Raw genomic sequence first — 24,702 nt, 5'->3', positions numbered from 1 at the left:
AATTCTCAACAATAAGGAATGAGAATTGGAATTGTTGGCGGAACAGGAGATATTGGGGAAGGTCTTGCACACCGTCTTTCACATGAACATGAGATAATTATCGGTTCCAGGGAAAAAGATAAGGCCTGCACCATGAGTAAATCTCTCACCGATAATCTGGCTGAGAAAGGAGTATTGGATGCAAAATGCGCCGGGGCAACCAATCAGGAGGCAGTTGATAATGGTGATATTGTCATTCTCTCGGTAAATTACAAGCATCTGGAATCCACACTGGCAGGACTTACAGGTTTTGAAGATAAAATAGTAATCACTCCTGTAAATCCGATATCAAAGAAAGATCACTTCTATTTCGATCCGCCGGCAGAAGGTTCGGCAGCACTTGAGATAAAGCGCCTCCTTCCGGAAAGTTCACGTATAGTTGCGGCATTCAATAACATCTCTGCACAGAAATGGAAGAGACTGAGTGAAAAACTGGACTATTCAGTTGTGGTATGCAGTGATGATGAAGATGCCAAAAAAACTGTAATGGAGCTTGTAAACAGTATTTCCGAATTAAAGGCGCTTGACGGCGGACCTCTTGAGATGTCATCGGTTGTTGAGAGTTTAACCCCCCTTATCCTGAATATTGCAAAGTACAATAATATGAAGGATGTCGGAATTAAATTTTTCTGATTATTAATATTTTATATTTTTTTAAATCTTAATATCTTATTTTTTAAATCTTAATATATTATATTTTTTTAATCCGGCTAAATTTTGTATTTTATGGGTTATATTGGCTGTATCTTCTATCTTTGTCTCCTTCAGGCTGAATATTATATATTCTGTTATTTTATTTCGTTCTATATGGATTATATAGATATCATTAAATAATGATAGAAAGAAGTAGTTTATTGTCGATCATTACCCGTGCCAGTGTTTTGCCGGATGGGTAAGTCAGATCTCTGTCATCCGCTATGATTTCATCCTGCGGATATTCAGAATTAACTATTATATGTTCTGAGTGTAATCAACAGATGACAGAACCGGAGGAGAAGTTATGGCAAATTTAAAAACCCCAAATTCAGATGATGCCGTGCATACATCGACCCGCTCAAGAAATGTTGTTCCCATGTCCGGAATGTGCTCACGCTGTGTTGACGGATGTAAAGGCAACTGTGATATCTGGCTGTCTTCTTTCAGGGGCCGTGAAGTGCTCTATCCCGGCCCTTACGGGGAGGTGACGGCCGGTGCAGATAAGGATTACCCTGTTGATTATTCACATTTAAACATCCATGGCTATGCTGCCGGTGCAAAAGGGCTTTTGAAAGGTGTTACTGCAAGCCCGGATACAGCAGTTTTTGAGGATGTAAACACAGAGACTGAATATGGCTGGGATCTAAAGGTTCCGATGAAAGTTCCCGTTTTTACCGGAGCACTGGGTTCTACCGAGATTGCCCGTGTCAACTGGGAACATTTTGCGGTAGGTGCTGCAATATCCGGAATTACACTTGTATGCGGAGAAAATGTCTGTGGTGTTGACCCTGAACTTCAGCTTGACAAGAACAATAAGGTTTCATCATCTCCGGAGATGGACAGGAGAATTGAGACATATAACAAATTCCATAATGGCTATGGTGAGATTCTTGTACAGCTCAATGTCGAGGACACACGGCTCGGCACTGCCGAGTATGTATCATCTAAACATGAGCTTCAGACGATAGAACTAAAATGGGGCCAGGGTGCAAAATGCATAGGCGGTGAGATCAAGGTTGATTCACTTGAACGTGCTCTTGTGCTTAAAAAAAGAGGTTATATTATACTCCCTGATCCAACAAGGCATGAAGTGCAGGAAGCATATAAGGCGGGCGCTATAACTGAATTTGAGCGCCACTCAAGGCTTGGTTTTGTTACAAAAGAGGGTTTCCTTGAGGAGGTTGACCGCCTGCGTGACCTGGGATTCAGGCGTATCACCCTTAAAACCGGAGCATACTCCATGAAGGAGCTTGCAATGGCACTGCGCTATTCATCGGAGGCAAAGATTGATCTTCTGACAATAGACGGAGCACCGGGCGGGACCGGCATGAGTCCCTGGCCCATGATGAATGAATGGGGTATTCCGACCTTCTATCTCCAGTCACTTGCATATGACTTTTCAAAACAGCTTGAAGCTAAAGGATTCCGCGTTCCTGACCTTGCAATCGCAGGAGGTTTTGCAGATGAGGCGAATGCTTTTAAGGCGCTCTGTATGGGTGCGCCATACTTTAAAGCTGTATGTATGGGCCGTGCGCTTATGATCCCCGGAATGGTGGGTAAAAATATCGGGAAATGGCTTGATAAGGGAGAACTTCCAAAGACGGTGTCCAGGTACGGAAATAGCGTCGAACAGATCTTTGTCTGCTATGAAGAACTTAAGGAGATGTATGGTGAGGGTATTAAGGAGATACCTCTTGGCGCAGTTGCCCTTTATACATATACTCAGAGGTTTAAGACCGGAATGCAGCAGATAATGGCAGGAAGCAGAAATTTTAACCTGGGTACAATATCAAGGAATGATCTTATGGCACTGACTCCTGAAGCAGCGGAAGTCTCCGGCATATCATATGTCATGGAGTCATACCGTGATGAAGCACTGGATATTCTGCTGGAGTGATCTTCTCCTCCGTCTGCGGATATTTTCCTGATAATGTGATCCCTGTAATATAATGCCGGAATTTTCCGGCAGGATATTTTTTCCGGACAGATAATTATACCTTCCACTTATCAGATAATCCGGCAGGGCTTAATGCAGTAATAACTGGTATTATTGCTGATTAAAGCCTTTAATACAGATATATAATATATTCCGGCTGTTTTTTCCGGAGTTTTTTTCAAAATGTGAGGGTTTAATTCTTGTTTCTGCCGTCTTCTTTAAATGAAATGAAAAAGTCCGGTTACGACGAGTGTGATGTAATCATCGTAACTCCGGATGCCTATGCTGATCATCCGTCTTTTGCCATGGCACTTCTGGGGCGGTTTCTCCAGAGGAATGGTTACAGGGTGGGCATACTGTCACAGCCGAAATGGCGCGATCCTGAATCATTCCTTAAGCTTGGTGTTCCGCGTATCGCCTTTGCAGTATCCGGCGGCCAGATGGACTCGATGGTGCTGAATTATACGGCAACTAAGAAGCCGAGGCATGAAGATCTCTTCTGTGAGGGCGGTAACCCCTATTTTTCAAAGAAAGGTGAGGACAGGAAGTACCGCATCCGTCCTGACAGGGTTCTGAATGTCTATTGCAGCCAGATAAAATCGGTATGTAAGGAAAAACCGGTTATAATCGGCGGTATTGAAGCTTCGCTAAGAAGGACTGCCCATTATGACTACTGGTCAGGGAAGGTAAAGCGGAGTATTCTCTTTGATTCAAAAGCTGATATGCTCATCTATGGTATGGGTGAATATGCCCTTCTGGATGCTGTCAGGGGTTTTGAATCCGGAATTTCAGTCGAAGATATGCAGATTGGGAATACTGCGGTTGCTGTGCGAAGCACTGAAGGCTATGAAGATCCGGTAATTCTGCCCTCCTTTGAGGATGCAAAAAACTCAAAAGATGATTTTGCGAAGGCCCATCTTCTGTTTGAGAAGAACCGTGATGATAAGGTGCTCTTCCAGAAGCAGGATTCAAGGTACATCATCCAGTACCCCCGCCGGAGAATCAGCAGGGAAGAACTGGATTTTATTTATGAAAGCCGGTTCATGAGAAAACTTCACCCGGAATTTCATGATATTCCGGCTTTTGAGATGATCAAATACTCTGTAACCTCTCACAGGGGATGCTTTGGGAACTGTTCATTCTGTTCGATTGCCTCTCACCAGGGTTCTGAAATAGTATCCAGAAGCCGTGAATCTATACTCAGTGAGGTTCGGGAAATTGCTGCGATGGACTACTTTAAGGGAACAATAACGGACATCGGCGGCCCTTCTGCAAATATGTACGGCGCAGAGTGCATTACTGGCGGCTGCACTCTCCATGACTGCCTTAAGGATGGTTCCGGGTGCAGAAATCTTATCTCCGGAAATTCTGAATATCTGGCGCTTCTGAAGGATGCAGGAAAGATAAAAGGCGTTAAGCATGTATTTGTCAATTCCGGACTGAGGTTTGACCCCTGCCTTATGGATGAAAGATTCCTTGAGGATATGCTGAATAATCATATCTCCGGTCAGATGAAGGTTGCTCCGGAATCCGGATCCGATAAAGTGCTCAGACTTATGAATAAGCCGGCTACAGCAGTTTTCTGCGGATTTTTATCCGAATTTAACCGGATTACGAAAAAGGAAGGTATCAGGAAGTATGTTATTCCTTATGTCATAGTGGGGCATCCGGGTGAGGGTGATAAGGAGGGTTCTGATACTGCGGATTTTCTGCTTAAAAACAACCTGAAAGGCAGGCAGTTTCAGATCTTCACGCCCACACCCGGGACGCGCTCAACTGCTATGTACTATCTCGGTTTTGACCCTGTTACCGGAGAAAAATCTGTAACAGAGAAGAATATCGGGAAACTTGAGGCGCGAAAAGATAAGATCATCCGGAAGATCTCATAATGGGTATCAGTTTATGGATATTCTCTGAAAGACTTTTTTTTCAGAATTTAAGCAGGTTAAGGATTCTTATGTTCTCCTTTTGGGCGGCTTACACCTGCTGCCTGCAACGAATCGGATATTTAATCTCCGGACAGAACCTGTAACTGTAATACCTCTGATTACAATATCTGTTACAGCATTATCTCAGATAATTTTCACAATGTCCGGATGGTTTTGGTAATGAATAAAAATTATATTCTTGGGTTTGTTTTTGCGGTTGCTCTGATATTTTTCATTTTTGCTGCCCTTTCGTACGATCCTTCTGTAAATAACGATGACTCTGTTTATCTCTTTTCTCCGCTTGATAAACTGCTGAAAGGTGATTATAACGGTACATTTGCCTACTCTGATGTTATGCTGCATGGAGATACAGGACTTGGTACTTTTGACCGCCTTAATGGTGAGATGGTTGCAGTCGATGGTGAATACTATCAGGTATTCTGCAACGGAACAGTAGGTGAGGTTTCGGGAAGCCAGACCGCCTCTTTTGCCGAGGTTAAGGAATTCAGTCCTGATATTGCCTTTGCTCTTGAAAGTCCAAAAAATTATTCCGGCATGAAAGAACTGCTTACAGACAGGTTTGAATCTGACAGCAATCGTTCAGTGATATATGCTGTCAGGCTTGACGGTTATTTCAGCGAGGTTAAGACGAGGAGCGTGAAGGGGCAGGATGAGCCTTACAGGCCTCTTGAAGAGGTTCTTTCCACAGATAATCAGGCATTTTTTGAAAGAACCGGTGTTAAGGGTACTGCTGTAGGGTATTTCCATCCTTCTTATATGGCAGACCTCACCTCAGAAGGCTTTCATCTCCATTTCATAAGTGAGGACCGGAAGTTTGGAGGCCATCTTGTTGAATTTAGGATGGACTACGGCGTTTTGTCAGCCGACAGATCAGATAAGGTCGTGCTCAGAACAGCCGGGGTGAGTTCAGATTATTTCTGATTATTTTTCATAATTTCTGAGATCACATCACCTGTTTTCTTCTTTTTTTAATTCTGTTTATTATTCAGAAAGATCTCCGGTAAAAATCGGAAAACCCGAAAAAAGCAGTAAAAATTTTTTTGAGTAAAATCATTCAGATATGCTTTTTCCGGCAGAGATAATTATTGATAAAATCAATTTTTCATGAAGATGAAACTTGGTGTCCTTTTTTCCGGCGGGAAAGATTCAGTATATGCGTGCCACATGGCACTCTTAAAGGAGGAGGTCTCATGCCTGATAACGCTCAGGTCCTCCAATAAAGAGAGTTATATGTTTCACACCCCCAATATCGACCTGACTATGATGCAGGCGGAGGCAGCAGGAATTCCCCTTTTAAGATATGAAACTGCGGGTGAGAAGGAGGAGGAACTAAAAGATCTGAAAGCCGCAGTTTCTCTTGCCATGGACAATTACGGCATTGAGGGGATTGTAACCGGAGCGGTAATGTCGGTTTATCAGGCATCGCGTGTTCAGAAGATCTGTGATGAACTGGACCTCTTCTGCTTTAATCCGCTCTGGTATGTAAACCAGGAAAAATATATGAACTCGCTGATTGAGGATGGTTTTGAGGTGATAATTGCCGGAGTTTACTCCTGCCCGTTTGATGAAAAGTGGCCCGGCAGGGTCATTGACAGAAAAACTCTTGCCGAACTGAAGAAGATAAGGGACAGGTATCATATAACACTCACGGGTGAAGGCGGGGAGTATGAGTCATTTGTATGTGATGCGCCCTTCTTTAAGAAGAGAATTGTCATTGATGAGTCCTCGTGCAGTTACAGAAATTACAATGGCACACTTTCAATAACATCGGCACATCTGGAGGATAAATGATCATCAGCGTTTTTTTCCTGAATACCGGATGCCTATGCTGCGACCATATTCGGTGCTATGTTACTGCCCGGACTAAATCCCGGAGGCCATATGATTCTTATTGCTGATCTCTGCTACCGGAAGGATTCTCTCTCATATTATGAATATGTAAATCCGGTCTGTGAAATCATTGAGGACTGCGGTTTTGAATATGATGTCCTTCATTACTCAGAACTATCCGGAGAAATTCCCGAAAAATACTCCTCTGTGATATTCTGCGGTACTGCCCTGAAGGACAATCTCTTTATTGAGGATTCATCTCTTATGCAGACTGTCAGGGAATATGACAAACCTGTAATCGGAATCTGTGCCGGAATGCAGGTTGTTGCTTCTGCATACGGCGGAGAGGTGAGAGACCTTAAAAAGATTGGAATGAGCCGGGTCAGGTTCTCACCGACAGATCCGGTTTTTTGTGATATTCCGGAAGAGATTATAAGGTCGGGTGAGGTGGCAGCGCTGGCAAAAGAAATGGCTGAAGGGAATTATGATGAAAATACTTCCTCTGCTGCATCAGAAAACTGCTCTCCGGAAGATAATTCTGATCTGTCAGGTAATTCCGGCAGTCCGGTCTATGAGTTTGAGGGTTATGAGGTTCATTCACGTATGCCCGGGATGCCTGATGATTTCATACCGCTTGCTTTCTCCGGAGACCGGAATGATTCATCTGAACCGTCCGGAATTTCAGGTTCATCCTTCTCCTCCGGGGGGTTTTGTCCGGAATTTTATCCGGAGATAATCAGGCACAGGGAAAAACCTGTATATGGAATTCTTTTCCACCCGGAGGTCCGGAATGTCTGGATCATCCGAAATTTTGCACGGCTCTCCGAAGGGGGCGGGTTCTGATATGGCCGATTCTGAGGGGGGCTATGAGGCTCAGGGCATATATCCGGACTACAACGGGATCTGGAGGAATGCAGTCCGCCTGAACAACTCTTCAAAGGGAACTGCGGACTGTGTTTCTCACTGGGAAGACAGGGAGAGTGTTTACAGGTTCATAAAGTCAGATGAAATTCAGGACAATGAGAGAATTATGTGGATTATGGAATGTCTTGATATCAAACCGGATGACAGAGTTCTTGATATCGGTGCGGGACCTGGAACTGTTTCACTTGAAATTGCAAAAGTCTGCTCACATCTTACTGCTGTAGAGCCTTCCGGAGTTATGGCTGAGGTTTTTGAGGAGAGGGCTGCTGCACAGGGCATCTCCAATTATGATCTTGTCCGGAAGAGGTGGGAGGATATCGTTCCCGGAGAGGATTTAGAGGGAAAGTATGATCTTGTCATCTCTTCCTTTTCTCTTGGCATGGAGGATCTGAAGGATTCACTGGTAAAAATGAGCAGTGTCTGCTGTGGTTCTTTACATATATTTAATCATGCCGGCCCTCTGCCCTGGGAGCATATGAGGTGTGCCCTGTGGAAGAGGCTTCATGGTAAGGAGTATGTACCTGTACCAAAGGCAGATCTCATTATGTCTGTGTTATACCAGCTTGAAATTTACCCGGATCTTACATGCCGGAAGTTTGTCTCTGACAATTATTTTGGTGGTCTGGATGAGCTTATTTCATTTTATGCCAATAAACTAAAAATTACGGATGATTCCGGGAGGAAAATGATTGCCGGTTATCTGAAAGATATTGCAGAATATAAAGACGGCAGGTACATAATTAAGGAGACCGGAATTAAAGCACATCTCAGTTGGGACTGTTCAGGGTGAAGAGTTCCGGCTGTCCCTTTTTAATCTTCTGTCATTTCTTCTCTGCTTTCTGCGATGACTTTCAGGGAAGATATAAACTCCTCAGCAGAACTGTACCTGTTATCCGGATATTTTTCGAGACCTTTCAGGATGAAGGCATCGTACTTTTTTAATTCCGGATTGTAATATGAAGGAGGTTTTGGCACTTCAGCTATTATTGCTGCGGTAAACTCTCCTATTCCGTCACCGGAGAACGGCAGATGTCCGGTGATTAGCTCATAGTACAGTGCAGATAACTGGAATATGTCAGTTCTTCTGTCACATCTGCCAAACTTCTTTGGCAATACCTGTTCAGGTGCTGCATAATGGAGTGAGAATGCCATTGTGCCTGTTTCAGTATTCTCCAGTATATGTTTTCCAAGCCCCCAGTCGGCAATCTTTGGAATATTATCTCTGGTAAGCAGTATATTCTGGGGTTTTATATCCCTGTGAACTATTCCCCTTTTATGAGCATAGGAGAGACCTTCCGCAATTCCTGATATTATGGCGGCAGATTCTTTTTCATCAGCCGGTTTTTTCATACCGGCAAGTGAATCTTTGAAATACTCTATCTCCACAAATGGCACCGGAAGTATGTTCAGATCGAAGACATGGATTATATTTTTGTGGTCAAGATCTTTCCATATATTCATCTCCCTGAAAAGATTAATGCCGGTTTTCTCATCGAGATATATCGGAATTTTCAGGGCTACAGTTCTTCCGTCTTTTCTCCTTTTTACTTTAAAGACCTTTGCCATTCCCCCTCTTCCGACAAATTCATCCTGCATATACCGCTCTTTTAAAATATCCGGGAATGATGATAATTTGGTATTCTGATCTTTAATCAGATTTTTATCACTGAAATATTCAGAATATTTTTTATCACTAAAACCTGTGATTATCGTATCATTAGGGTTGAATGACGGGTATCTCTTTATCATTGCAAAGTATGAGGTGTTAATCAATAATGAGGTAATTCCGGCTGCAACCGTTGTATAGATCTGTAATTCTGAATCCGGGTAAATTATTATGAGTGTTGCGGACAGGAGAATTAATGTCAGAATCATTGTCAGGTACCAGACAAATATTCCGTTTTTCTTCTCTATTATTGAATATGCCATGTAAATATATCCCAGTGAGAGTGAGAGGTAGATCCATGACAGGAAGAAGTTTTCAAGCGGACCTGTACCTCCGATCTCTTCAAGTCCCAGCCCTGAGGTCATTGTAATGGTGATGAAGAAGAGGTAAAGTCCCTGAATCGTATATGCGGGTATCAAAAATGCAGTGAGAAATGGCTTTTTGTTGTAAATATATCTCTCTGATGATTCTTTTCCGGCTATGTGGGCAAGAAATACAATCCATGCCGATATAAAGAGGATCAGAATAAAGTAGATGTTTGAGAAGAATCTGACTGTGTATCTGTCAGTATATTCTTCTGCTGTATCTGTGGCACTCAGGTTTACGGACTGATTCTCTTCTTTTGCATAATCTGTCTCTAACCTGTTATCAGAATCTAAAATTTCGTTTATCCTGTCTTTATAAGAGTTTATTGCCTCATTGCCCCCGGACTGCTCCAGGTATAGTGAAATATTTAACTGATCATTATCAGGACTATGATCTGCAATTAATGGAGAGGATTCATTTTTTTCTGCACAGACCGGATTTAACAGTAGAACTAATGATATTACCAGTAAGATTAAAATTATTTTATTGCTTTTTTTATTTTTATCCGGATCCATCACGTTTCCTTTTATCAGATTTCCTGCAGATTTCTGTAATCAGGGGTTATACCGAATATTATGGCTCCTTCAGAATTTTGTCTGATGAGTTTTCCGCCGGAGAGTCTGTTATTATTTATTGTGTATTGATATATTTAAGATTATTTTGAAATATTTGTTGCTGCAATAAATGCTGCCCTTACCTGCCTTTTCAGGGTACAGAAAGTCACTCGTGAGCCTGCGGGTTCACAGGTGATGAATGAAACAGTGTATTGTTTCATTAGGAGTTCTTCATGAACCAGCCGGTTCACAGATGATGAACGGAACAGTGTATTGTTTCATAGGAGTTCTTCATGAACCAGCCGGTTCACAGATGATGAATGAAACAGTGCACTGTTTCATAGGAGTTTTTCATGTGCCGGATTCTGCCTGCACATGGATAATAAATGATATGTTATATTGTCTGAGGATAATGTTTTTTGAGGGATTACCAGTGATGTTTATGGCATTATCACATCTTTTTGCCTGCACAAAAGATCATCTTTGCGCCTTTTGTACTCCTTGAGAGTTCAATGGTGCTGCCGTCATAGATCTCCGTCCTTATTTCTTTTTCTGCTTCCTCTCCATTAATATATGTCCCGCCTGTGCTTTTTATATCCTCGATGAACCATCTGTCATTCTCACGTATTATACGGCAGTGGGGTTTTGAGATCCGTGATACAGCAGAATGGAACTCTGATACGATTATATCTCCTTTCTCTGCTGCGTATGTCGAATCATTGTCTGCACGTCCGATCCTTGTCCTGGTTTCTTCAACCGGCCAGATTCTCCCGTCCTCAGGTCCTCCTATTATTATTACGGCAGGATTGTCAGGCCTTATTCCTGCAAGAATCTCCTCTTTAAGTGAGTTTACCCTCTCACTGATATGCTCAGTTCCAGGTGTAAGGCTGAAGCATGAAAATATCTGGAGGTTACTGAATACTGAATCCAGCCCTCCGGGCATAAGTGAGTATTTCCATACCGGATGGATGCCCTTTGATGACCTGCTGCTGATACCTGTCTCCTTCCTGATAACTCCGGCTGTATTCAGTTTCTGAATATGCTTTTTTGTATTTTCATATGATACACCCACTTCATATGATATTTCGCGTATGTCTTTCGGGACATTTTCAATGGCTTTAAGAATTTTAAGCCTTGTGGGGTTTGAAAGTACATCGAGATAATCTGAAAGCTCTTCCAAAAATTCATCGTCATTTTCAAGATAGACGGTCTCTTGGTTTTTTCCTGCTGACATTTTCACTCCCTGTCTGTAATGGTGTATAATTTATTCTCTATAACTGTTGGCTGAACAATTGATTTTTATTGTAAATTCGGTCCGGCCGGCTTTATTCATTATAATTTGATTCTGCACATTTTGCTGATAACTTCTGAAGCCGGATGCTTCCTGATCATATTTTCCAGATCCGATTACGCGGCCGGATATGGTTTACCATACTGATCTCAATAATTCTCCGGTTCATAATAAAATAATTGTGGCAGAATATCTACCCGGATGGTATCTGTAAATACTCGGGTTTAACTTCCAGGTTATATGGTGATGCTGGTTTAACCGGACAGGTTATCTGAAAAATCATAGTGAATAATATTGGCCGCTGTGAAGAATTACCGGCATTATCCTATCCTGTAAGTCTGATCTGACGTCTGTAATTTATTATTGCACTTTATTATTAATCATTCTGAATTATATTGTTGGTTCTGAATTATATTGTTGGTTCTGAATTATATTGTTGGTTCGAATTATATTGTTGGTTCTGAATTATATTGTAGGTTCTGAATTATATTGTAGGTTCTGAATTATCCGGGAAGATATCTGAATCAGCTGTGATTCTGAGTGAAGTAAAGATTCCGGAAAAAAGTTTGATTTGGTTTGATTTGGTTTGATTTGGTTTGATTTGGTTTGATTTGGTTTGATTTTAGTTCATCTGCAGGAGGAATTATTTCCGGTTTTTTATGGTGCATCTCTTAAAGCTGTTTAAGAATCTCTGACAGTCAGACATTTTTCAATGTCATAGATAAAGATCTTTCCGTCACCGTTCTTTCCTGTATGTGCATATTCTTTAATGATATCTACAATTCCATCTAAATCTTCATCCTCAGTTACAATCTCTATCTTCACTTTGGGTATGAGATCCACAAGGATCTCTTTTCCCCTGAACTGAAGTGCAATTCCACGCTGGGCACCACGGCCGCGTACTTCAGTTACTGTCATTCCATAGTGTCCCTTCTCTAATAGGGCTTCTGATACTTTTTCAAGTTTTTCCGGACGTATTATTGCTTCAATTTTTTTCATGATCCACCTCACATACGCACTGATTCACCGTGCTGGGCAATGTCTAAGCCGACATATTCCTCATCTTCTTCCACACGCAGGCCGATTGTCTTTTCCACAAGCATTGCAAGAATATAGGTTACAACGAATGTATATACTACTGCAACACCTGCATCTATCAGCTGTATTACAAACTGGTTTACGTTTCCATATATCAGTCCGTCTATTCCGCATATTGCAGCGGTTGCGAATATACCTGTTGCTATTGCTCCCCAGAATCCTCCGACTCCGTGTATTGCCCATGCGTCCAGGGATTCGTCAAGACCCTTCTTTAAACGGAAGAGCAGTGCAGCGTAGCAGATCACACCTGCAACGGCCCCTATTACAATTGCAGACATTGTGTCAACAAAACCACAGGCAGGTGTTATTGCAACAAGTCCTGCTATTGCACCTGAGATCATTCCAAGTGAACTTGGTTTGCCCTTAATCCACGATGCTCCCATCCATGCGAGCGCACCTGCTGAAGCTGCAACAATTGTTACAGTGAATGCATTTGCAGCAATTCCGTCTGCTGCCAGTTCACTTCCGGCATTGAAACCAAACCATCCAAACCAGAGCAACCCTCCGCCGAGCAGAGTCATTGGTATGTTTGCAGGCTCCATAGTCTCCTGTCCGAAACCGAGGCGTTTTCCTATTACAAGGGCAGCTGCAAGTGCTCCGAAACCGGAACTGATATGAACTACTGTTCCTCCGGCAAAGTCAAGCGCTCCAAGCTGAGATGCCCAGCCGCCTCCCCATGCCCAGTGTGCAAGCGGGTCATAGACCAGTGTTGTCCAGAGAAGCCCGAATACAATAAAGGAACTCAGTTTTATCCTTTCAGCAAAACCTGATGTCAGGATTGCCAGCGTAAGTCCGGCAAAGACAAGCTGGAAGACCATGAACAGAATGTCAGGTATCCCGTCACCGTCAAGTCCGACTCCGGCAAGACCTATGTGATCAAGTCCGCCTATAAAACCCGCAATGTCGGGGCCAAATGCAAGCGAGTACCCGAAGAGAACCCACTGAATCGAAACAACCGCAAGTGCAACAAATGCAAGAGTGATCATTGAGATGACACTTTTTCTGCGGACCATTCCGGCGTAGAACAGTCCGACACCCGGTATCATCAGCATGACCATTGCGGTACAGATTATTATAAATGCTGTATCTCCACTGTCAATCATATTTATATCTCCATTCCGGCATTATGCAGGCAGGTATGTACATACCCTTTCACTGCATATCCTGAATTAGTAATTTTTGTTGTAATTTGACAGATAGAAGTTATGTTCTACCATATTTAAACATTTACTTTTTATCTATATAGATCACAATATTTGTGAAATTTCCAGAAATAATTTATCATATCTGAAGATAACATATGAGATTCTGTTAATCAGCTTCAGAAGATCGCCGGTATGACAGATATTATCTTTAAAATATCGCTAAGAATTGATTATTTCTCTAAATAATGTCAAAATATTCTGTGATATGTGGTGCCTTTCCAGATGAGTTATAACATATGCGGATTGGCCGGATAGAAACTTCCGTTTACATATTAATATATATTTGGCTAATCCAAGTTTATTAGCAATTCGTATAATATCAATTATCAGAATCGGCGGATAGATTGAGTATGTGTGGAATTATCAGCGTAATAGACCGTTCTGGTTCGTCTATGGATGGCGGGGCGATAAAAAAAGCCCTCGCACAGATGAATGAGCGTGGCAATGGTGAGGGCGCAGGATATGCAGTTTACGGTGCATACCCTGATTATAAGGACTATTATGCCCTTCATGTCTTTTATGACAATCTTGCAGAGTCAAAATCTGCGGTTGAGGCTATACTTGAACAGTGGGGCCATATAGAGCATTCTGAGGAGATACCTACATATGAGCAGTCAAGGCTTAAGAGGACCCAGATCCCCTGGCGGTATTTTTTCAGACCGGACGCTTCACTAATCAGCGGCGGTATTTCAAACGAGAAGGATGCGGTAATCAGGATAATCAATACTGTTAACACTACTGTTAATGGAGCTTTGATCTTTTCCTCAGGCAAAGATGTCGGTATTTTTAAGGCATCTGGCTGGCCTGAGGAAGTTGCTGACTTTTACAGGATTGAGGATTATGAAGGTTATATCTGGCTTGGACATAACAGGTACCCTACAAATACAGGCGGATGGTGGGGCGGTGCACATCCTTTCAACCTTCTTGACTGTAGTGTTGTCCACAACGGTGAAATAACATCTTACGGCACAAATGTACGTTACATTGAAAGCTTTGGTTACAAATGCACAATGCTTACAGATACTGAAGTTGTTGCATACCTGCTCGATCTCCTTGGCAGAAAGCATGAACTGCCTGTTGACCTGGCAGTTAAGGCACTTGCACCCCCGTTCTGGGATGAGATAGACAGTATGGGCATAAGTAAAAAAGAGCTTTATACGGCTCTGAGGATGGCATACGGCTCAGCACTTATGAACGGACCTTTTGCCATCGTGGTTGCTAATTCTGACAGCATAATGGGATTTACGGACAGGATTAAACTGAGGCCGATGGTAGCCGCAGAGTATGGTGACCGTATGTATATTTCAAGTGAAGAAGCGCCAATAAGGATAATGGAGCCTGTTCTTGATTCTGTCTGGATGCCTTCAGCCGGAGAACCTGTAATCGGGAGGCTTAGAAGATGAGTATCGGAAGTGTTCCTGTCAAGTTCAAAGTAACGGTTGACAACGACCGCTGCATGCTCTGTGAACGGTGCATTGAAAACTGTTCATATGGTGTTTTCAGAAGGGAAGGGCAGAAGATTGTCTCTGACTCCAGAAAATGCACGGCATGTCACAGATGTGTTGCCATGTGCCCGCGTGATGCCATTGACCTTGAGGAGAAGCCCAATGACTACAGGAGTCATCCCCTCTGGACAAGGGAAGCCAGGGAGGCTATATACAATCAGGCAAAGAGCGGAAAGATCATTCTCTCCGGGATGGGTAATGCTCTTGATTATCCGATAATTTTTGACAGGCTTGTTCTTGATGCCTGCCAGGTAACAAATCCAAGTATTGACCCGTTAAGAGAGCCGATGGAACTTCGGACATATATCGGAAAGAAACCTCAGCGGATAAATGTTAAAAAGAATAATTCCGGAGATTACGATCTTAACACAGAGATTGCTCCAAATCTGAAGCTTGAAACTCCGGTCATGATCGGCCATATGAGTTATGGTGCAATTTCACTCAATGCCCAGAAGGCGCTTGCAAAGGCTGTGAGCAGTGTAGGGACATTCATGGGTACAGGAGAGGGTGGCCTTCACAAAGACCTCTATCCTTACCAGAACAGCATGATTGTCCAGGTCGCATCCGGACGTTTTGGCGTTGATATCAATTACCTTGAGAGGGGTGCAGCAATTGAGATTAAGATCGGACAGGGTGCAAAACCGGGTATCGGCGGCCACCTTCCGGGAGAGAAAGTTCCTGAAGACGTATCAAAGACAAGGATGATTCCGCTTCACAGTGATGCAATCAGTCCTGCGCCCCACCATGATATTTACAGTATTGAGGACCTGGTGCAGCTTGTAAGGAGTTTAAAGGAAGCTACTGAATGGAAAAAACCGGTCTTTGTGAAGATTGCCGCGGTTCATAATGTGGCTGCCATCGCAGCCGGAATTGCCCGTTCATCTGCTGATGCTGTAGTTATCGACGGCTTTAAGGGCGGAACAGGTGCTGCACCGAGGGTCTTCCGTGACCATGTGGGCATGCCTGTTGAGGTTGCAATTGCGACCGTTGATAAGATCCTTAGAGATCAGGGCATCAGAAATGAGGTCTCAGTTATTGCAAGCGGTGGTATCCGTGACAGCGCTGATGTTACAAAGGCTGTTGCACTTGGTGCAGATGCGGTTTACATCGGTACTGCTGCACTCATAGCAATGGGCTGCCGTGTCTGCGGTTCATGCTACAGAGGGCTTTGCCCCTGGGGTATTGCAACCCAGAAACCGGAGATTGTCAGCCGGCTAAACCCTGACGAGGCGGCTGTAAATGTTGCAAACCTGATCAACGGGTGGACACTTGAGCTTGCAGAGCTTATGGGTGCTGCCGGAATCAATTCGATTGAGAGCCTGAGAGGAAACCGTGACCGCCTAAGGGGCTATATGCTTGATGAAGGGATCATGGACGTTCTTGATGTAAAGATGATAGGTGCATAATTATGGGAGAAGAACTTGTAATTGATGCAGACGGCATTCACTATACTCCGCTTAATAAGATGATCAGGAGTGCCGCTGCTTCTGGCGTCAAAAAAGTTATTTTAAATAATGTATGCGGGCAGCGCTTCATAGCAAACGGCCTTAAGTGTGACGGCATTGATATTGAGATCCACGGTGTACCCGGTGGTGATCTCTCAATGTTCATGAACGGACCGGAGATAAACGTCTATGGCAATGCCGATCATGCACCTGGCAATACAATGGACGGTGGAAGGCTTATCATTCACGGAAGCACCGGTGATGCTGTTGCACACAGTATGAGGGGCGGTGAAGTCTATGTACGTGATGATGTCGGTTACCGTGCCGGAATCCATATGAAGGCATATATGGAGAAAAAACCGGTTCTTGTCGTGGGCGGTCAGGCAAGATCCTTCCTCGGAGAATATATGGCCGGCGGAATTCTGGTCGTTCTTGGCCTTGGTAAGGACTGTCCGGTTGACGGCAGAGGTGTTGGCAGCGGAATTCACGGCGGTGCAATATATCTCAGAAATGTTGCTCCTGAAGATGTCAAAGCCGGAATCGGGGCTAAAGTTGTCGCTGCTGATGAAGAGGACATGGCAGTAATAAAGCCATTTATTCTGAATTTCTGTGGGTTCTTTGATGCGGATCCGGAAGAAGTGATGAACAGTTCGTTTGTCAAGATTATACCATCAAGTGCCAGGCCTTTTGCAAATAAGTACTGCTGGGAGTGAGATTTTTATGAAAAGAAAGAATTATGAAGATTTGAAGGCTGAGGTGTGGGATACCGGCAGATGCTCCGGTTGTGGCGCCTGTATTGCAGTATGCCCTGCTGATGCAATTGTCTTTTCAACAGATGACGGATCCGATAGTCCGGTTAACACAGGATACTGTAAAGAGGTTGTTGACTGCGTTCCCTGCGGAGCATGCTATGCAGTATGCCCGAGAACTGACGATGTCAAAATCCCAAAAGATGTAACCGGAGAATACAGAAGGATTGTCCCGGCAAGGTCCTCCTTTGAAATTACCGGAAAACAGAGCGGCGGTGCAGTCTCTGCAATTCTCCTTGACGGACTTGAGCGCGGTACAATTGACGCGGTTATCACTGTCTCAGAAGATGGCTGGACAAGGAAGCCTTACTCTGTGATGATAACCTCTAAGGAGGCTATCCTTATGAAGGCCGGAAGCAGATACAACTGGCATGTCCCTGTTCTGACTGCATTAAATGAAGCAGTTGTGGGCCGAAAGTATTCTAAAATTGCAATTGTCGGAACTCCGTGTGTTGTTCAGGCTGCAAGGCTGATGAAGGAGAGCACAAACGATCTTGTAAAACCGTTTGGCAATGCCATACGCCTTATTATCGGTCTCTTCTGCACTGAGTCTTTTGATTATGAGAGGCTGATGGAGGGTAAACTGAAGACTGATATGAATATTGAACCCTGGCAGATCAGACGGATGGATGTTAAGGGTAAGCTTGAGATTACCACTGACGGGGAAGTTGTTGACCTTCCTCTTGCAGAACTTGACGGCTGTATTAAGGAAGGGTGCAGGATCTGCACAGACTTTACAGGTCTTATGTCTGATCTCTCAGCCGGTTCTGTCGGCTCAGAGCCTGACTATACAACGCTTGTCATCCGGAATGATACCGGAGAGGGTTTTGTATCAAATGCTGTTATGAGCGGAAAGCTTGAGATTTCCGGAGATATCAATCTTGGGCTGATTGAAAAACTCTCACGTGCAAAGCTTTCAAGAGCTTAAATATCAGATATTTTACTTTTTTTCATTGCCCGCGATATTCTGCAGTTTTGTAATCGGGCAGAATAATAATAATTTACAGGTTCTGAGATTTCTGTTCCCTGACAGAGATCTAAAAAAAGTTGAATTTATTTCTTTGACCCGGCAGCTCCGGTAATTATTGGAAGTGCTGTCGCAAGCTCGTCAAGTTTTTCAACCGGAATTCCCATAACCATGAGATCATCGTCAATTCCTGAAAACTTCCTTGAACCGTCACATCCGAGCGAGACATTTGAATTTCCTGTCATGTAAGGCTGTGCGCATGCATCAGCACATACGGACTGAATTCCTGAGAATTCTGAATAAATTCTTCCTCCGGTATGATAAAGGGATGACTGTGCAAATTTCAGAAGTGCAATCGGCTGTGCAATTACAACAACAACATGAGGGTCAAAGGGTGTTTTGTCAAGCGGGGCATAGAGTGATGCGTAGGTTACAGGTTCATCTCCCACAGGATTTTTTATGCGTGGTATGCTTGATATTGTTCTGCTGCATGCAGCCCATGTGTCAAACTTTCCAAGTTTGTAGTAGAATTCGCCGCTCTGAAGTGTTGGTGTAAGCTCTTTTAATCCAAGTGCCCATGCACCGCCTGCGCAGAGGTGTTTGTCAGGTTTTGCATAGAAGATTTTGTCTTCCTTGCCTGCCGAGACAACCATCTGGCAGTGTCTTGCAGCCTCTTCAATCTCCGGGACATTTTCCGGAATTGCATCCTCTGATTTTGCGAATTTGACTGCAACAGGTTTAATCCTGAGGTGCAGGTTGTCAATAAGTGTCTTTGATATCGCTTCATAGTCCAGTTTTGTTCTCATTTCATCAGCCATTTTTTTCACCATTAATTTTTAGATTTACTTTATAAGATATTATAATCCTAAGTTCTCAAGAGCATATATAAAGCCTGCCCCAAGAATCAGTATAATTACTATGAGGTATGCAGGTTTTATTCCAAGCATCTCCGGAAGGGTTGTGTATTGGACCTTTCTGTAATTCAGGAGATTATCTTTGATCTTAGGATAGATCAGTGCAAATAGTCCTGCTCCAAGCATTATGCCGATTATACCGAAGAAGGCATCAACAGAACCCTGTCCCAGTGCACCTGCCACGGTGCCCGGACATAATCCGAGTACTGCAAACCCTGCGCCGAAGATCAGCCCGCCGATTATAACTGTTGATACAGAACCGATATTTATATGCAGTTTTGCACCCCCCATATGGATTAGCAGGTAAACACCAGGCATACCGACAAGAACTGCGGTCACCATAAGTTTGACAACCGTAAAATCTGTCAGAAGCAGCTGACCCATAATTATATCATAATATGTGACACCGCCTTTTTGCAGGAATATTCCAAATGCCACGCCTGTTATCAGTCCCAAAGCAAGCTGAAAAGTCCTGTTTTTGTGATAATCCGACAGCATCTCAGGTCACCCCGTAGATAATGAACGCCGTGGCAATTCCTCCGGCAAACATGAATATGACGGTAAGAATGCTTGTGATGTTCAGCTGGGTTATCCCGGATATGCCGTGTCCGCTTGTGCATCCGCCTGCGAACCTTGCTCCAAATCCAAGAAGTATTCCGCCGGCAGCAGCGAAGATTGCTCTTAAAAGAGCGTTGTCGCCAAATCTGACCGCAAACATATCCGGCACCATGGATATGGTAAAGGCACCGGATGTCCATGCAGAGATGAATGCACCTATGATTATCCCGAGGACAAGCATAACCTGCCAGTCTATGACTGGTGCAAATTTTTCATAGTACGGATTATCTTCTCTTTTTCCTCTTCTGAACAGACCTCTTATCATTCCGAATGTTCTGAGATATGAAGTAGAACATCCCAGCGGTTTATCTGCAAAAGCAAATGATATCCAGCTTAATACGCCAATGCCTGCGCCGGCGATGTAGGGGGACCACTGCTCTGCTGTCAGAATTTCCAGCATTTCGATCAAGTTTTCCTTATTCTTTTCTGAATAAATATTTTGGCCTGATTTATCAGTACCGGAATTTTTTCCGGAGTTGTCCTGTTAAGGAGTCATTTCAAACATCCTTGAAATGTAGTTCTGTATTCAGACATTTTATATCTTTTGGTTTCTAACATCTTTGAAATGACTTCTGCTGATTATGAAAGCTACGGTGATGATGTCCCACGTGAGATCATTGAGGAAATAGAGGCAAGAGGGGGGATTGAGGGAATTAAGAGAAGTCTGCCTGATGACGGATGTTCGGAAAATCAGGCTGTAATGCACAGAGCCTGTACAGATCCTGTGCGCCTTAAGATACTGGCACTACTGAGTGGGGGGCCTCTCTGCGTGTGTGCGATAAAGGACGCGCTTGAACTTCCGGATTCCAAACTCTCATACCATTTAAATGTCTTAAAAAAGGCCGGTCTTATTTCCGGGAGGCAGAAATACCGCTGGATCATCTACAGTCTTACCGAGCAGGGCGTGATCTGGAACGGCTGTGTGTGCCGCAGCCGTGATGCTGTCAGCGGCGACAACAGTTCTGAAGGGGGATAATTATAGTTCACTTCATAGTAATAAGCAAACTTTCCGGTTCATTCCGGAAAGTTCTGCATTATACTAAATTCTGTGATGATTCAGCAGATGTTAATCATATAGGAATCATAAGTTAAAAGGAAATAATATGGATAGTGCCCCGCTTAAATTTGTAAATCATAAAATTGAAGAGAATGCCACAAAAGTCACGTACAGGCCTGCTGAAAATACCGGTACAGTTATTTATAATCTCTCACTGATTGAGAGTGGCGACTATGAATTTGCGATCGACATCTTCAGGGAGGCCTTCAGGGCCGGACTTGTAGTTAGTGACAGAGTTTCATTTTTAAAAGAAGGTGATGAGATTGAATCGTACAAAATTCCGGAGGGTAAAACCGGTATATGTACAATATGCAGTATGACTCTTGACTCTCTCCTTCTCAGAAAAGGCATCCCCATAAATCCTATTGGTGGTGGCATGGTCGAAATTGAAAATATGATTCCCAGACGGTTTACTGCAATGCTGAAATATGAATATACTACAATAGATCCTATTTCAGTAATGATCTCACAGGGAAATACAAAGGTGACAGAGGTAATAAAAACCGGTAACGGTTCTATCACCGGAAATATAAGGGAATTTCATATGGAAGCTGAAAGTACAGTCTTTGGTGTTGTTGAGGAACTGAATTCATCCGGATTTACAGGTGTTCTTGATGTTGGTGCACCAAATACTTCTCTGCTTGGTGTGCCGGTCACCCCGGATTACCAGGGTTTTGCGATGATAGGCGGTACAAATCCTGTTGCGGCAATAATTGAATCCGGCAGGAGTGCTGAAGTCCGGTCAATGAAGGGTCTGATCGATATCAGTAAAATAAATTACCTGTCGGATTACTGATCTTTTTCCGGATTTCCTGGCGACATTCATATTTTTCGGTTATTCACATGAATGATTATAAATTTTCAGGCATTTTTCCGGTTGGGGCCCGGGAAATTTACTTTTTTTCTGTTATGGGCTGAGCAGACTTATGCCTGGACTGTGCGTATTGCAGGAAATACCATATCTGATTGTGGTCAGATATTGGCAGATTTATATCCTTTTGTGGAACATTTCCAATAACTGGCGGTGCAATCAGAATATTGCTGCACTCCGGTGAAACGACCTGAGACAGGAATATTTCACCTGTTAGCCGGTTCAGGCAGATTATGCCATCAGATGAGTGGCTCTGGAGTTTCTTAAGAAAAGTTTGGGTCTATTTAAGTTCAAATTTAGAATATGGAATATTTCCGGCACCGATCTCGGTTTTAATATTGTATCCTCTCTCAATTCCGCATCCTATCAGGTTCATTCCGGTATATGCCACAATCGAGGTTCTGTAGGAGTCCGGTCTGATGTTCATGACTCCGCAGCCGGTTGTCACCGGAAATCTGAATCCTGCCTTCTGCATTGAGGATGCAATTGACATCACTGAATCCTCGGAGCTTTCAGGAATCTCGCGTATATTTGCGAGCATTATACCATTTCCGCTCTTTGTGGTCTCACTGATTGAAGTCATTCCTGAATTTATGAAGAGAATCAGCGGGTCCACTGTTGTTCCCCTGTAACCGATCAGTTCAGTAAAACCGACAGGTATTTTATCTCTTATTTTCATTGTGCCTCCGAATGCCATATGCACCGGAATTCCGTTCTTCTGCAGGATACCGTCCATTGTTACACTGCATACTGTAATGAAACCGACGTGTCCTTTGGGTATCCTTGGATCACTGTCAATTATTTTATATGATGTAAAAAATCCGTAATCTGCCCCGATTACATCGTCAAATGCTTTTGCAACTCCTTCTTCCTCCTCTTCAGGGACAAAGGACAGGTTGTATGCAACGTTTCCTGTACAGGTTTCCGGGTCGAAATTACTCCGGAAAGCAAGTTTTTCAAGCTTTGATATTACGAATCCGACTCTCTCATCTACAAGGGCATTTTCAGATTCTGCTATCCCGTTTTTTGTAAGGACGCGGCCGCGGTTACCTATTTTTTTTGTAAATCCCGCCTCATCAAGATAACTCAGGTAGTACTGCACCGCTCTGTCTGTCAGTACAAATCCCCGTGCTGCCATCAGTTCTGAGAGCCTCTTTGCTCCGACAGGTTCCTGATAATCTTTTAAAATCCTCAGTATCTCAATACATTTCCTCTCTGATCGTACAAAACTCATGGCGTAGTAAAAGCTCCTTATATTGTTGATGAAAAATTGTGATAATCCTTTAATTCTTTTTTTCTCTATAATTAATTGATCTGATCGGGATTTAATATAACTGTATTCAAAAAATTTACACGGTAACTCCGGGTTTATGGCTGGAAGTAAAAAAGTAATGATTTGTGCTGGGGATATTTCCGATTTGACTGTGCAGAAAAATATTTATTCTGCCCGGAATTCCGGGGCTAATATTTGTCATTACCGGCAGGCGAACCGGATTTGGATAGTTTTTATGATGTATGTCTGTTATTGTCAGCAGGTTGTGAATTAATATCTGGTAAGGTACTGTTCAACTTCCCATGGGTGGACTGTTGTTCTGTATGAATCCCATTCCATCTCTGCGATTGAATTCAGTGCTCCTGTGACGTGTTCTCCAAATGTACTGCAGATCAGGTCATCTTCCATAAGGTACCTGTTTGATGTGATGAGGTCACCTGGCAGTGTGTCAATATGTGCCTGCTTCCTCTCTGCTTCCGTCATGTGGAAGATGTTCTTGCTTGCGTCTGCCGGAGGTTCGATCTCGTTCTTTATACCTTCTATTCCGGCTGCAAGGATGGATGCAAAGGTCAGGTATGGGTTGCAGGTTGGGTCAGGGCTGCGCAGTTCTATTCTGGTTGAGCTTCCTCTTGGTGCCGGGACGCGGATGAGAGCTGTTCTGTTGGATGCACTCCATGCGATGTAAACCGGAGCTTCATACCCGGGTACAAGACGCTTGTAGGAGTTTACTGTCGGATTTGCAATTCTTGTTATACTCTTTGCGTGGTTTAGTACGCCTGCAATGAAGTGCTGTGAATCTCTTGAAAGCTGATTTGGTGTATCAGGATCGAAGAATGCATTTTTGCCGTCTTTGAAGAGTGAGCAGTTTACATGCATTCCGCTTCCGTTTATTCCATAGACGGGTTTTGCCATGAATGTTGCATGCAGGTTGTTCAGAAGTGCAATTGTCTTTGTTGCAAAACGGAATGTTACAACATTATCTGCTGTCTTCAGTGCATCGCCGTATTTAAAGTCGATCTCGTGCTGACTTTCTGCAACTTCATGGTGTGATGCCTCTATTTCAAAGCCCATCTCAGTAAGTGCCAGTATGATGTCACGTCTTACATTCTCTGCAAGGTCGGTCGGGGCGAGGTCAAAATATCCTCCCTGGTCCTGAAATTCTATGCTTGGTTTTCCGTTTATCATCTTAAACAGGAAGAACTCAAGTTCCGGACCTGTGTTGAATGTGTAGCCCATCTCTGCTGCTTCTGCGAGTGTCTTTTTCAGGATGTATCTTGGATCACCTTCAAACGGAGTACCGTCTGGCCGGTAGACATCGCAGATGAATCTTGCAACGCGTGACTCTTCCGGTCTCCAGGGGAGGACTGCGTATGTGGTGTGGTCCGGCTTAAGCAGCATATCTGATTCTTCAATACGTGCGAACCCTTCTATTGAGGAACCATCAAAGGATATTCCCTGTGTTAGTGCTTTTTCGGCCTGCATTGCAGGTATGGCGACATTTTTTATCTGGCCCTGGATGTCTGAAAACTGAAGTCTGATAAATTTGACTTTGTCTTTCTCTATCCTTTCCAGCATTCTGGATATTTCTGACATGATTATTACTTGAAAAAAGGTATATTTATAACTATCTTGGATCCCAATTTAGTTCAAATATGATCTATATAGAATTATATATTTGATTGTGGGGTA

22 protein-coding genes are annotated in these 24,702 nt (G+C 43.4%); 13 read left to right on the top strand and 9 right to left on the bottom strand.

The annotated features are described in order from the left end of the window. Positions 1-18 precede the first annotated feature (18 nt). From npdG to METLIM_RS00450, 7 genes are all read left to right on the top strand, one after another. Complete coding sequence (gene npdG / locus METLIM_RS00485; protein ID WP_004075828.1) at positions 19-672, top strand: NADPH-dependent F420 reductase; 654 nt, start codon at positions 19-21, stop codon at positions 670-672. Positions 673-1,039: 367 nt separating this feature from the next. Continuing rightward, complete coding sequence (locus METLIM_RS00480) at positions 1,040-2,632, top strand: FMN-binding glutamate synthase family protein (protein WP_004075827.1); 1,593 nt, start codon at positions 1,040-1,042, stop codon at positions 2,630-2,632. Positions 2,633-2,871: 239 nt separating this feature from the next. Then, positions 2,872-4,560 carry a YgiQ family radical SAM protein gene (locus METLIM_RS00475; protein WP_004075826.1) on the top strand — a complete coding sequence of 563 codons (1,689 nt, stop codon included), beginning with the start codon at positions 2,872-2,874 and terminating at the stop codon, positions 4,558-4,560. 219 nt (positions 4,561-4,779) lie between these two features. Beyond that, positions 4,780-5,541, top strand: coding sequence for an acetolactate decarboxylase (gene budA / locus METLIM_RS00470; RefSeq protein ID WP_004075825.1), 762 nt, complete (start codon positions 4,780-4,782; stop codon positions 5,539-5,541). A 189-nt stretch (positions 5,542-5,730) separates the two neighbouring features. Then, positions 5,731-6,411 (top strand): diphthine--ammonia ligase, encoded by a 681-nt coding sequence (locus tag METLIM_RS00465; protein WP_004075824.1) that lies wholly within the window; start codon positions 5,731-5,733, stop codon positions 6,409-6,411. A 90-nt stretch (positions 6,412-6,501) separates the two neighbouring features. Further along, positions 6,502-7,293 (top strand): glutamine amidotransferase-related protein, encoded by a 792-nt coding sequence (locus tag METLIM_RS15280; RefSeq protein ID WP_004075823.1) that lies wholly within the window; start codon positions 6,502-6,504, stop codon positions 7,291-7,293. Between the two features lies 1 nt (position 7,294). After that, positions 7,295-8,164: a class I SAM-dependent methyltransferase gene (locus tag METLIM_RS00450; RefSeq protein ID WP_004075822.1), complete on the top strand. Its 870-nt coding sequence runs from the start codon at positions 7,295-7,297 to the stop codon at positions 8,162-8,164. A 20-nt stretch (positions 8,165-8,184) separates the two neighbouring features. On the opposite strand, the gene METLIM_RS15275 is transcribed toward METLIM_RS00450, so the two are convergent. From METLIM_RS15275 to METLIM_RS00430, 4 genes are all read right to left on the bottom strand, one after another. After that, entirely contained in the window at positions 8,185-9,921 is a 1,737-nt protein-coding gene (locus METLIM_RS15275) for a serine/threonine-protein kinase (RefSeq protein WP_004075821.1), read from the bottom strand. A gap of 490 nt (positions 9,922-10,411) precedes the next feature. Further along, positions 10,412-11,194 carry an FHA domain-containing protein gene (locus METLIM_RS00440; protein WP_004075820.1) on the bottom strand — a complete coding sequence of 261 codons (783 nt, stop codon included), beginning with the start codon at positions 11,192-11,194 and terminating at the stop codon, positions 10,412-10,414. Positions 11,195-11,932: 738 nt separating this feature from the next. Then, positions 11,933-12,250: a P-II family nitrogen regulator gene (locus tag METLIM_RS00435; protein ID WP_004075819.1), complete on the bottom strand. Its 318-nt coding sequence runs from the start codon at positions 12,248-12,250 to the stop codon at positions 11,933-11,935. Between the two features lie 8 nt (positions 12,251-12,258). Continuing rightward, positions 12,259-13,452: an ammonium transporter gene (locus METLIM_RS00430; RefSeq protein ID WP_004075818.1), complete on the bottom strand. Its 1,194-nt coding sequence runs from the start codon at positions 13,450-13,452 to the stop codon at positions 12,259-12,261. Positions 13,453-13,904: 452 nt separating this feature from the next. Between METLIM_RS00430 and METLIM_RS00425 the strand changes: the two genes are divergently transcribed. Genes METLIM_RS00425 through METLIM_RS00410 form a run of 4 tightly spaced genes read left to right on the top strand, consistent with a single transcriptional unit; the run spans position 13,905 to position 18,241 of the window. Beyond that, a complete protein-coding gene (locus METLIM_RS00425; RefSeq protein ID WP_004075817.1) occupies positions 13,905-14,957 on the top strand; it encodes a class II glutamine amidotransferase in 1,053 nt (350 codons plus the stop codon). Then, positions 14,954-16,465, top strand: a complete 1,512-nt coding sequence (locus METLIM_RS00420) for a glutamate synthase-related protein (protein WP_004075816.1) — start codon at positions 14,954-14,956, stop codon at positions 16,463-16,465. The genes METLIM_RS00425 and METLIM_RS00420 overlap by 4 nt, the downstream gene beginning before the upstream one ends. 2 nt (positions 16,466-16,467) lie before the next feature. Continuing rightward, positions 16,468-17,217, top strand: coding sequence for a GltB/FmdC/FwdC-like GXGXG domain-containing protein (locus METLIM_RS00415; protein ID WP_004075815.1), 750 nt, complete (start codon positions 16,468-16,470; stop codon positions 17,215-17,217). Between the two features lie 7 nt (positions 17,218-17,224). Beyond that, entirely contained in the window at positions 17,225-18,241 is a 1,017-nt protein-coding gene (locus METLIM_RS00410) for a Coenzyme F420 hydrogenase/dehydrogenase, beta subunit C-terminal domain (protein WP_004075814.1), read from the top strand. 125 nt (positions 18,242-18,366) lie between these two features. Here the strand turns inward: METLIM_RS00410 and METLIM_RS00405 are convergent, their stop codons facing one another. From METLIM_RS00405 to METLIM_RS00395, 3 genes are read right to left on the bottom strand one after another with little or no spacing between them, the layout of a single operon-like run. Next, positions 18,367-19,098, bottom strand: coding sequence for a DUF169 domain-containing protein (locus tag METLIM_RS00405; protein WP_048146113.1), 732 nt, complete (start codon positions 19,096-19,098; stop codon positions 18,367-18,369). Positions 19,099-19,137: 39 nt separating this feature from the next. Then, the gene (locus METLIM_RS00400; protein ID WP_004075812.1) at positions 19,138-19,692 is read right to left on the bottom strand and encodes a YeeE/YedE thiosulfate transporter family protein; all 555 of its coding nucleotides are present in this window, start codon (positions 19,690-19,692) and stop codon (positions 19,138-19,140) included. A gap of 1 nt (position 19,693) precedes the next feature. Beyond that, positions 19,694-20,248: a YeeE/YedE thiosulfate transporter family protein gene (locus METLIM_RS00395; RefSeq protein ID WP_281034217.1), complete on the bottom strand. Its 555-nt coding sequence runs from the start codon at positions 20,246-20,248 to the stop codon at positions 19,694-19,696. 129 nt (positions 20,249-20,377) lie between these two features. Here METLIM_RS00395 and METLIM_RS00390 point away from each other — a divergent pair, with 129 nt between their 5' ends. Both METLIM_RS00390 and METLIM_RS00385 read left to right on the top strand, forming a co-directional pair. Next, positions 20,378-20,788 carry an ArsR/SmtB family transcription factor gene (locus METLIM_RS00390; protein ID WP_004075810.1) on the top strand — a complete coding sequence of 137 codons (411 nt, stop codon included), beginning with the start codon at positions 20,378-20,380 and terminating at the stop codon, positions 20,786-20,788. A gap of 127 nt (positions 20,789-20,915) precedes the next feature. Then, positions 20,916-21,665: a DUF128 domain-containing protein gene (locus METLIM_RS00385; protein WP_004075809.1), complete on the top strand. Its 750-nt coding sequence runs from the start codon at positions 20,916-20,918 to the stop codon at positions 21,663-21,665. Positions 21,666-22,020: 355 nt separating this feature from the next. Here the strand turns inward: METLIM_RS00385 and METLIM_RS00380 are convergent, their stop codons facing one another. Then, positions 22,021-22,974: a DUF128 domain-containing protein gene (locus METLIM_RS00380; RefSeq protein ID WP_004075808.1), complete on the bottom strand. Its 954-nt coding sequence runs from the start codon at positions 22,972-22,974 to the stop codon at positions 22,021-22,023. Positions 22,975-23,283: 309 nt separating this feature from the next. Then, positions 23,284-24,588, bottom strand: coding sequence for a type I glutamate--ammonia ligase (glnA, locus tag METLIM_RS00375; protein WP_245543558.1), 1,305 nt, complete (start codon positions 24,586-24,588; stop codon positions 23,284-23,286). Positions 24,589-24,702: the final 114 nt, after the last annotated feature.

Origin of the sequence: Methanoplanus limicola DSM 2279, from assembly GCF_000243255.1 — an archaeon.
Taxonomy (GTDB): Archaea; Halobacteriota; Methanomicrobia; order Methanomicrobiales; family Methanomicrobiaceae; genus Methanoplanus; species Methanoplanus limicola.
The sequence above is the reverse complement of the archived record's forward strand: the minus strand, read 5'-3'. Positions and strand labels throughout refer to the sequence as shown.